General features: G+C 63.8%; 12 protein-coding genes and 1 tRNA gene. 11 read left to right on the top strand and 2 right to left on the bottom strand.

The window, feature by feature from the left end:
- The 10 genes from AC1D34_RS29020 to AC1D34_RS28975 form a co-directional block, all read left to right on the top strand.
- On the top strand, window positions 1-667 hold a 667-nt coding region (locus AC1D34_RS29020; protein ID WP_476826077.1), incomplete at its 5' end, for an ABC transporter substrate-binding protein.
- 7 nt (window positions 668-674) lie between these two features.
- Window positions 675-1,547, top strand: a complete 873-nt coding sequence (locus AC1D34_RS29015) for an ABC transporter permease (RefSeq protein ID WP_476826076.1) — start codon at window positions 675-677, stop codon at window positions 1,545-1,547.
- A gap of 88 nt (window positions 1,548-1,635) precedes the next feature.
- The gene (locus AC1D34_RS29010) at window positions 1,636-1,824 is read left to right on the top strand and encodes a twin transmembrane helix small protein (protein WP_043233987.1); all 189 of its coding nucleotides are present in this window, start codon (window positions 1,636-1,638) and stop codon (window positions 1,822-1,824) included.
- Window positions 1,825-1,998: 174 nt separating this feature from the next.
- Window positions 1,999-2,589: an acyloxyacyl hydrolase gene (locus tag AC1D34_RS29005; protein ID WP_441493190.1), complete on the top strand. Its 591-nt coding sequence runs from the start codon at window positions 1,999-2,001 to the stop codon at window positions 2,587-2,589.
- 177 nt (window positions 2,590-2,766) lie between these two features.
- Window positions 2,767-3,348, top strand: coding sequence for a cob(I)yrinic acid a,c-diamide adenosyltransferase (locus AC1D34_RS29000; protein WP_476826075.1), 582 nt, complete (start codon window positions 2,767-2,769; stop codon window positions 3,346-3,348).
- An 8-nt stretch (window positions 3,349-3,356) separates the two neighbouring features.
- A complete protein-coding gene (locus tag AC1D34_RS28995) occupies window positions 3,357-4,052 on the top strand; it encodes a rhomboid family intramembrane serine protease (RefSeq protein ID WP_441493188.1) in 696 nt (231 codons plus the stop codon).
- Window positions 4,053-4,196: 144 nt separating this feature from the next.
- Window positions 4,197-4,946: an electron transfer flavoprotein subunit beta/FixA family protein gene (locus AC1D34_RS28990; RefSeq protein ID WP_476826074.1), complete on the top strand. Its 750-nt coding sequence runs from the start codon at window positions 4,197-4,199 to the stop codon at window positions 4,944-4,946.
- A 3-nt stretch (window positions 4,947-4,949) separates the two neighbouring features.
- Window positions 4,950-5,897 (top strand): electron transfer flavoprotein subunit alpha/FixB family protein, encoded by a 948-nt coding sequence (locus AC1D34_RS28985; RefSeq protein ID WP_476826073.1) that lies wholly within the window; start codon window positions 4,950-4,952, stop codon window positions 5,895-5,897.
- Window positions 5,898-6,007: 110 nt separating this feature from the next.
- A complete protein-coding gene (locus AC1D34_RS28980) occupies window positions 6,008-6,892 on the top strand; it encodes a 3-hydroxybutyryl-CoA dehydrogenase (protein WP_476826072.1) in 885 nt (294 codons plus the stop codon).
- 209 nt (window positions 6,893-7,101) lie between these two features.
- Window positions 7,102-7,659 carry an HNH endonuclease gene (locus AC1D34_RS28975; RefSeq protein WP_069882394.1) on the top strand — a complete coding sequence of 186 codons (558 nt, stop codon included), beginning with the start codon at window positions 7,102-7,104 and terminating at the stop codon, window positions 7,657-7,659.
- A 15-nt stretch (window positions 7,660-7,674) separates the two neighbouring features.
- Here AC1D34_RS28975 and AC1D34_RS28970 read toward each other — a convergent pair whose 3' ends face one another.
- Both AC1D34_RS28970 and AC1D34_RS28965 read right to left on the bottom strand, forming a co-directional pair.
- Complete coding sequence (locus AC1D34_RS28970; protein ID WP_476826071.1) at window positions 7,675-8,199, bottom strand: disulfide bond formation protein B; 525 nt, start codon at window positions 8,197-8,199, stop codon at window positions 7,675-7,677.
- A 4-nt stretch (window positions 8,200-8,203) separates the two neighbouring features.
- Entirely contained in the window at window positions 8,204-8,794 is a 591-nt protein-coding gene (locus AC1D34_RS28965) for a YqaA family protein (RefSeq protein WP_476826070.1), read from the bottom strand.
- A gap of 304 nt (window positions 8,795-9,098) precedes the next feature.
- Between AC1D34_RS28965 and AC1D34_RS28960 the strand changes: the two genes are divergently transcribed.
- Window positions 9,099-9,183: transfer RNA gene (locus tag AC1D34_RS28960), tRNA-Leu, on the top strand.
- The last annotated feature ends 127 nt before the right edge of the window (window positions 9,184-9,310 follow it).

Genomic DNA, 9,310 nt, shown 5'->3' with positions numbered 1-9,310 from the left:
CCCCTATGGCATCGGGCACATCTATTCCGGCAACGTCGTCATCTACAATCCCAAGCTGATCAGCCCCGCGCCGACCGGTTTCAAGGATTGGCTCGACCCGAAATGGGGCAACAAGATCGGCTTCATCGACATTCAGTATCAGTCGATCATGGTCGCCGCCTCGATGGCCGCAACGAACGGCGCCAGCATGAACGACCTCGACAAGGCGAAGGAGGTTCTGCTCGCCGTCAAGAAGACGGGCGCGCGCGTCTACCCGACGAACGAGGCCTTCGCCCAGGCGATGAAGAACGAGGAGGTTGGCATCAGCGCGATCTGGAAAGCGCGCGTCGTCCAGTGGCAGGATGCCGGCATTCCCTGCGAGGCGGTTTCCCCGGTTGAAGGCATCCCGGCCTATGTCTCCGGTTTCGTCATCCCGAAGAATGCTCCGAACAAGGAGAATGCCTACGCCTATATGAACGCCATGCTCGAGAAGGCGCCTCAGGAGGCCTTCGCGGTCGATATGGGCTATAACGGCACTGTGACCGGTCTCAATGTCGCGGCCGCCCTGCAGAAGCGCATCGGCTTCACGCCCGAAGAGGAAAAGCGCCTCAAGGATCTCGACTACGGCTTCCTCGCCAAGAACGATTCGGCGATGAAGGAGTGGTGGGACAAGGTCTTCAAGGCGTGATGCGGCCATGAGCACGACTGCCCCCGAAGCTGTTGCGGGCGGCCGCACCGGACTTGCCGGGGCGCTCGTCGTGSCGGCGACCATCTTCGTCGCGATCGGGCTGATCGGCCCGGTCGCGATCCTGTTCCGCTATTCGCTGAACCAGTTCATTCCGGGCCAGTTCATGGTCGACGGACTGACCATCGAGAACTACGTCAAGTTCTTCACCGACACCTATTATCTCAACGTGCTCATGCGCACCGTGCGCGTCGCGGTAATCTGCACCATCGCTTGCCTGATCATGGGCTTCCCCCTGGCCTATGTGCTGGCGCGCACCGAAAGCCGGTTCAAGAACCTGCTGATCATGGCCGTCGTGCTCCCCCTGTTCGTCGGCAACGCGGTTCGTGCCGCCGGCTGGATGACCGCTTTTGGCAACAAAGGCGCGCTCAACGCCTCCCTGATGGGGCTCGGCCTGATCAATCAGCCGATCGAGATCATGTTCACCGAGACGGCCGTGATCATCGGCATCGTCGCGGTCAACCTGCCCTTCATGGTGCTGACCCTGCAGAGCGTCATCGAAGGTATCAACCGCAATGTCGAGGAGGCAGCGTTCAGCCTGGGCGCTGGCCCMGTCGCAATGTTCCGCCGCGTCCTCTGGCCCCTGGCACTCCCGGGGATTCTCGCTGGCACGATCCTGACCTTCATCCTGGCGATGAATGCCTATGCGACCCCAGTTCTGCTCGGAGGCCCGAAGTTCCAGACGATGGGGCCGCTCGTCTATGGCCAGTTCGCGCAACAGAACAACTGGCCCTTCGGCGGTGCGATTTCCTTCATCCTGATGACGGCGACGCTCCTGCTGACCGTGGCGGCCCACCTGATCGTGCAGAGGCGTTATCGCTGAGGGCGCCGCCGGCCGCAGCGGCATGTTGCCGCCGGTCTCAGTGGCGCTTCCACTGGTCAAGCGCGCGGCGGCACTCTAAATCTCGCGCATGACCATTTCCGGATCGCTCGTCCCCATCGCAGTCGGCGCCGTCGCCCTGGTGCTGCTGCTGGGTCTCGCCAACATGCTGCGCGGCGGCAGCGCCAACACATCGCAGAACCTGATGCGACTGCGCGTGGTGCTGCAATTCGTCGCGATCCTAGTGATCATCGGCGTGCTCTGGTGGCGCGGAGGCTGAGCCCGCCTCACTTTTCAGCGGGCGCGACATCTCTGACTGACGATGCGTAAGCTGTTGATAAATCAGATATTCTGGAAAACCCGCCAGGGGTCTCAACCGCGCTTGCCGCATTCTGGACACGAGTCTATGCGTTTCACTAACGTCCGTTCAAACGATAAAAAGAACCTGTAGCCCATGCCGCGCGTCGCGTTGCTGATCCTTGCCGGCTTCCTGGCTGCCTCGCCTGCCCTGTCGCAGTCGCAGGCCTTGCCTCCCGGAGTTTCCAGCTACGCCCCCGCAACCGAAACCCCCGTTCCGTCCTGGGAAGCGCGCCTCGGCATCGCTCCCGCGAATCCGGGCGGCCGCGAAAGCGGACTGCTGAACTTCAATGGCGAGGTGGTGACGCCGCGCGTCATCCCGCTTAATGACCGCATCGCCTCGGCCTTCGTGCCGCGCTTCCATCTTGGCTCCAGCATCAATTTCAATGGCACGCGCTATGCCTATGCGGGCGCGACCTGGACCGTCGATCTCTCGAAGAATGTCTTCGTCGAAGCCAGCTTCGGCGCCGCCGTCAATGACGGCAAGACCGGTGCGGTCGTCCCGGAGAACCGACTCGTCGTCGGCTGCGATACCGGCACGCGCGGTGCTGCGGCGCTCGGCGTTCGCCTCAGTGATCGCTGGAGCCTGATCGCGACGCTCGAGCAATTCGGCACCACCGGCTGCTCCGACAAGGACAAGCCACGCGGCCCGGCCAATTTCGGCGCCAAGCTCGGCTACACCTTCTGACCCTTCGCTGGAGCATCGACCCGAAGAGCGGATTGCGGCTTTCGGGACTGCCGACGCGGACACAGAAGGTTGGTGACCGGATACGAGTTTCGGTCCGATGATCGAAAGCATCTCGGCAGGGCGCGGGCTGTGGCGCTCCAAGCCTTTCGTTGCGGACGCGACGCGCTATAACGCGTCATGGTCAAGCTGAATCGCATCTATACGCGCACCGGGGATAACGGCACGACCGGGCTCGCAACCGGCCMACGCCGGCCGAAATACGACTTGCGCGTCGCAGCCTATGGCACCGTCGACGAGACCAATGCCTGCGTCGGACTGGCACGGCTGCATGCCGCAACCGAGGATGGCGAGGTCGATGCCATGCTCGGACGGATCGCCAACGATCTTTTCGACCTCGGAGCCGATCTCTCGACGCCCGACACCGGCGAGACGCTCGCCTATGAGCCGCTGCGCATCGTCCAGGCCCAGGTCGACCGCCTCGAAGCGGAAATCGATCAGCTGAACGCGGCGCTCGCCCCGTTGCGCTCCTTCGTCCTGCCCGGCGGAACACCGGCAGCCGCCCATCTCCACCTCGCCCGCACGGTCAGCCGGAGGGCCGAACGCCTGATGGTCGAGCTCGCCCAGACCGAGGGGGAGCGCGTCTCCGCGCCGGCGCTGAAATACATCAACCGGCTTTCGGACTTCCTCTTCGTTGCCTCACGTTTCCTCAATGCCAGGGCCGGGGGCGATGTGCTCTGGGTTCCCGGGCAGAACCGCTAGGGCCGGATATGTTCGTACCGCTGCATGACGGCGTTCCGCTGCGCTTCATGCGCGCGCCCTATGTGACCTATGCCCTGATCAGTGCCTGCATCGGCATCCATCTCGCGATCTGGATCCTGCACGAACCGCCGGGCGAGATCGCCGTCATGGCCGGCTTCGGCCTGATCCCTTCCGTCTTCTTCGGCACCGCGCAACTGCCCATCGAGATCATGCAGGCTCCGGCCTGGCTGACGCTGTTCAGCAATGTGCTGCTGCATGCGAGCTTCGCCCATCTCGTCGGCAACATGCTGTTCCTCTGGGTCTTCGGCGACAATGTCGAGGACGCGATGGGCCATTTCCGCTTTCTGGCCTTCTTCTTTCTTTGCGGCCTGGCCGGGTCGCTGGCGCATGCCATCATGAATCCTGAGTCGGAGCAGCCGCTGATCGGCGCATCGGGCGCGATCTCGGGCGTCATCGCCTCCTATCTGATGCTCTATCCGCAGGTCCGGATCTGGGGCCTCGCCTTCAAATGGATCCCGCTGCACGTCCCGGCGATGTACGCGCTCGGCGCCTGGATCCTCTTCCAGTTCATGTCAGCCTTCGTCGACCCGCAGGGCAATGTCGGCTGGTGGGCGCATCTGGGCGGGCTTGCGACCGGCGCGGCGCTGACCCCGATCTTCATCCATCGCGGCGTTGGGCTGTTCGGGCGCGCTGCAAGAGGGTGACGCCCGCGACTTTGGCGGCGTTGACAAGCCTAAACAGCCATCGCTACGGTCCCCCGGCATTCCAGCCGAGAGCCACGATGCCGTCATCCTGCCGCGTCGCGCGGCGCGGCCTCGATCGTATCTCTCCCGAACGGTGAAGCGACGATGAAGATCCTTGTGCCCGTCAAGCGGGTTGTCGACTACAATGTGAAGATCCGCGTGAAGGCGGACGGCTCGGGCGTCGAGCTTGCCAATGTCAAGATGTCGATGAATCCGTTCGATGAGATCGCCGTCGAGGAAGCGTTGCGGCTGAAGGAGGCCGGCAAGGCGACCGAGGTCATCGTCGTCTCGATCGGCCCGGCGCAGGCCGCGGAAACCATCCGCACGGGTCTCGCCATGGGTGCCGATCGCGGCATCCTGGTGAAGGCCGAGGGCACGGTCGAGCCGCTCGCCGTCGCCAAGCTCCTGAAGAAGATCGTCGAGCAGGAGAGCCCTCAGCTCGTCATTCTCGGCAAGCAGGCGATCGACGACGACTGCAACCAGACCGGCCAGATGCTGGCCGCCCTGCTCGGCTGGCCGCAGGGCACCTTCGCCTCCAAGGTGGTGATCGGCGATGGCTCGGTCGATGTCACCCGCGAGGTCGATGGCGGCCTGCAGACCGTGGGGCTCAAGCTGCCGGCGATCGTGACCACCGATCTGCGACTGAACGAGCCGCGCTACGCCTCCCTGCCCAACATCATGAAGGCCAAGAAGAAGCCGCTTGATGAGACCACCGCCGAAGCGCTCGGCGTCGACATCGCGCCGCGCCTCAAGGTCCTGAAGACCACCGAACCGCCAAGCCGATCGGCCGGCGTCAAGGTCGGCTCGGTCGCCGAGCTGGTTTCCAAGCTGAAGAATGAAGCAGGAGTTATCTGAATCATGACGACGCTGCTTCTCGCCAAGCACGACAACAAGAGCCTCAACGAGGCCACCCGCAAGGCCCTGACCGCCGCCAAGGCGCTCGGCGCGCCTGTGCATATCCTGGTCGCCGGTACGGGCTGCAAGGCGGTTGCCGAGGCCGCAGCCAAGCTCGACGGCGTCGAGAAAGTGCTGCTGGCCGACGATGCTGCCTACGAGCACCGGCTTGCCGAACCGCTGTCTGCCCTCATCGTCTCGCTGGCCGGCCCCTACGACGCGATCGTCGCGCCGGGCACCACGACCGGCAAGAATGTGATGCCCCGCGTCGCCGCCCTGCTCGATGTGATGCAGATCTCGGAAATCACCAAGGTCGTCTCGCCTGACACCTTCGAACGTCCGATCTATGCCGGCAACGCGATCCAGACCGTGCAGAGCGGCGAGGCCAAGAAGGTGCTCACCGTGCGCGGCGCGTCCTTCGCCGCGACCGGCGACGGCAACGCGACCGCGCCGATAGAAGCGGTTGCCGCTGCCGAGCACGCCGGCACCTCGAGCTTCAAGGGCGAGGAAGTCGCCAAGTCCGATCGTCCGGAGCTCGCGTCGGCCAAGATCATCATCTCGGGCGGCCGCGCGCTCGCCTCGGCCGAAAATTTCGGCAAGGTGATCGAGCCCGTCGCCGACAAGCTCGGAGCCGCCATGGGTGCCTCGCGCGCCGCGGTGGACGCCGGCTATGCCCCGAATGACTGGCAGGTCGGCCAGACCGGCAAGGTCGTGGCGCCGGACCTCTATATCGCCGTCGGCATCTCGGGCGCGATCCAGCATCTCGCCGGCATGAAGGATTCGAAGGTCATCGTCGCCATCAACAAGGACGAGGAAGCCCCGATCTTCCAGATCGCCGATTACGGCCTCGTCGGTGACCTCTTCACCATCATGCCCGAGCTTGCGGCCGAACTCGCCAAGATTGGGCGCTGACCGATCGGCCGCTGACGCCAGCGGCACGAATGTGATATCCGGGCCGCTTGCTCTGGGCGGCCCGCGTCGCTTTCACGATGAAGGCGATCAGACGAAAGATGGATCAGGACATGTCGGACGAGGCGATCAAGACGATCGGCATCATTGGCGCGGGGCAGATGGGCAACGGCATTGCCCATGTCGCGGCCGTCGCTGGCTTCGACATCCGGCTGCACGACCTCGCCGAGGACCGCATCAAGGCCGCTCTGGCGACGATCGACGGCAATATGGCGCGTCAGGTCAGCAAGGGCGCCATGGATGACTCGCTACGGCGCGAAGCCATGGCCAAGATCGTCGCGACGCCGACCCTGGAAGGGCTTGGCGACTGCGACCTGATCATCGAGGCCGCGACCGAAAGCGAGGAGGTCAAGCGCAAGATCTTCACCGCCGTCTGCCCGCATATCAAGCCGGAGACGATGCTTGCGTCCAACACCTCGTCGATCTCGATCACCCGGCTTGCCGCGGCGACCGACCGGCCGGAGCGCTTCATCGGTATCCATTTCATGAACCCCGTGCCGCTGATGCAGCTCGTCGAGCTGATTCGCGGCATCGCCACCGACGACCACACCTTCGAGGCGGCCCGCAGCTTCATCAGCAAGCTGCACAAGACGGTGACGGTCTCGGAGGATTTCCYGGCCTTCATCGTCAACCGCATCCTGCTGCCGATGATCAACGAGGCGGTCTATACGCTCTATGAGGGCGTCGGCTCGGTCGAGGCGATCGACACCGCCATGAAGCTCGGCGCCAATCATCCGATGGGTCCGCTCCAGCTTGCCGACTTTATCGGCCTCGATACCTGCCTCTCCGTGATGCAGGTGCTCCATGATGGCCTGGCGGATTCGAAATATCGCCCCTGCCCGCTGCTGGTAAAATATGTCGAAGCCGGCTGGCTCGGCCGCAAGACCAAGCGCGGTTTCTACGATTATCGCGGGGAAAAGCCGGTCCCTACCCGCTGACCGGCATCCCGACCCGGGCATAAAGCCGGGTATCGCCCCAGAATTCGGGATGGATGGCGTCGGCCGGCTCAAGGCCGGCCACTATGACGCACATCAACTTCGCACTGCGGCATCTTCACATTCCTGTCGTCTCGCGCGTACATTGAGCTGTGAGCAGGATTCGTCCTGCTTCGATCAGCGGAGGTGCGACGGGTTTGACKGCGCATGTGATGCATCCGATGGCCTCTCCGGATGGCTGTCCGGCTCTGGTGCTCAATGCCGATTTTCGGCCGCTGAGCTACTACCCTCTCTCGCTCTGGAGCTGGCAGGACGCCATCAAGGCAGTCTTCATGGACCGGGTGAACATCGTCTCGGAATACGACACGATCGTGCACAGCCCGAGCTTCAACATGAAGCTCCCGTCAGTCGTCTCGCTGAAGACCTATATCAAGCCGTCCCGCACCCCCGCCTTCACCCGCTTCAACGTCTTCCTGCGCGACCGCTTCTCCTGCCAGTACTGCGGCACGCGCGACGAACTCACCTTCGACCATGTCGTGCCGCGCTCGAAGGGCGGCCTGACGACCTGGGACAATGTGGTCGCGGCCTGCTCGCCCTGCAATCTGCGCAAGGGCGACAAGATGCCGACCGTCGTCGGCATGTTGCCGCTGCAAAGGCCCTTCGCGCCGACGGTCAACGACCTGCACCGCAACGGCAAGCTCTTCCCGCCGAACTATCTGCACGAAAGCTGGCTCGACTATCTCTACTGGGATTCCGAACTCGAACCCTGAGATGCTCGGTGCGGATTATCCGACTTGTTTCGAGGCCTTGATCAGGCCCTGCAGGGCCAGGGCAGCGAGCCCCAGCGAAGCCAGAACATTCCAACCCGCCAGGGACAATCCGAGAAACCGCCACGCTGCTTCGCCGCAGGACACCACACGCGTGGTCTGAAGCTGCTTCATGAAATCCTGGACGCCTGCGGCAGCCGCCGGGGCACCGCCGCCGCAATCATTCGGCCCGAGGAACCAGCCCCATTCCACACCGGAATGATAGGCGCCGAGCCCGGCGCTCCAGAGCATCAGCACGGCGAAGCCCGCGAGCACCGCCATTTGCAAGGCACGCGAACGAGCGACCACCAGCGCCGCGACGGCAAGCGCCATGGCGGCGTAATGCGGAATGCGCTGCTCGAGGCAGAGCTTGCAGGGCACGAGATGCCAGACGAGTTGCGACCACCATGCTCCGGCGATCAGGGCCGTCGAACCGAGACCGAGGAGCAGGATCAACCGCATCGGGCGCATCAGCATGTCGAGCCGGGAATCGCTGCCGGGCATTGCATCATACCGCCGGGAACAGATGTTTGAAGGCGATGAAGCCGCCCACGATCCCAACGACCAGGACGATCATCGCCGTGGTGAAATGCTCGTCGAGAATGCGCCGGATCGGGCCGCCGAACCGATTGAGCAACCCGGCCAGAAGATAGAACCGTGCCCCGCGCGTGATGATCGAGAGCACGACAAACCAGAGCAGATCGTATCCGGCAAAGCCCGATGTGATCGTCACCAGCTTGTAGGGAATCGGCGTCAGGCCCTTCAGCAGGATGATCCAGGCACCATACTGCGCATAGGCCGCCCGAAAGGCCTCGACCCCCTCGCCATGGCCGTAGAGCTTGATGATCCACTGACCGAGCGAATCATAGAGCAACGCACCGATCGCGTAACCGAGCAGTCCCCCGAGCRCCGAGGTAACCGTGCAGATCCCGGCATAGAACCAGGCTTTCTGGGGCCTGGCGAGCGCCATCGGCACCAGCATCACGTCGGGCGGAATCGGGAAGAAGGAACTTTCCGCGAAGGAGACGGCACCCAACGCATAGGGTGCGCGCGGGCTGGCGGCGAGCGCCATGGTCCATTCATAGAGGCGTCGAAACATGCTCATGCACCGGTGCGCGCCGCCCGATGAGGGCCGACATGCGGCTGTTCAGTCCTCAGGAGCGGGCGATAGCCGTTCCGCGCGCCTGAGCGAGCAAAGACCATCTTCCGGCGAGCGTTGCCTACCCACCGGGCTGGCTTCGCTATCGAGGCTGTCTAGCCCCGATAGCGTCAGGCTGTCCATCATTCACAGCTCTGCACAATGCCTGCTCACGATCCGTTGACCGCGCGCGCGCCATCGCTATAGTCCGCCGGCCCGTTGAGGGCATGTACCGCGGTCGAAGGACCGGCGGCCTCGTGCTTGGGCCCCTGTGGCGGAATTGGTAGACGCGCTCGACTCAAAATCGAGTTCCGCAAGGAGTGCTGGTTCGATCCCGGCCAGGGGCACCATTCATTCTCGATACGCCTGCTCACTGGCGTTTTCGGAAGGCTTTCAAGCCCGGTATTCCCGCCTTGTGGCGCGCCCTGGCCATGTCGCGCGCTTCTTGCGGACGACCTCCCATCAGCACTGCATCGC

It is taken from the genome of Allobosea sp. P1_A7 (assembly GCF_056406775.1).
This window is presented reverse-complemented; position numbering and strand designations above follow the sequence as displayed.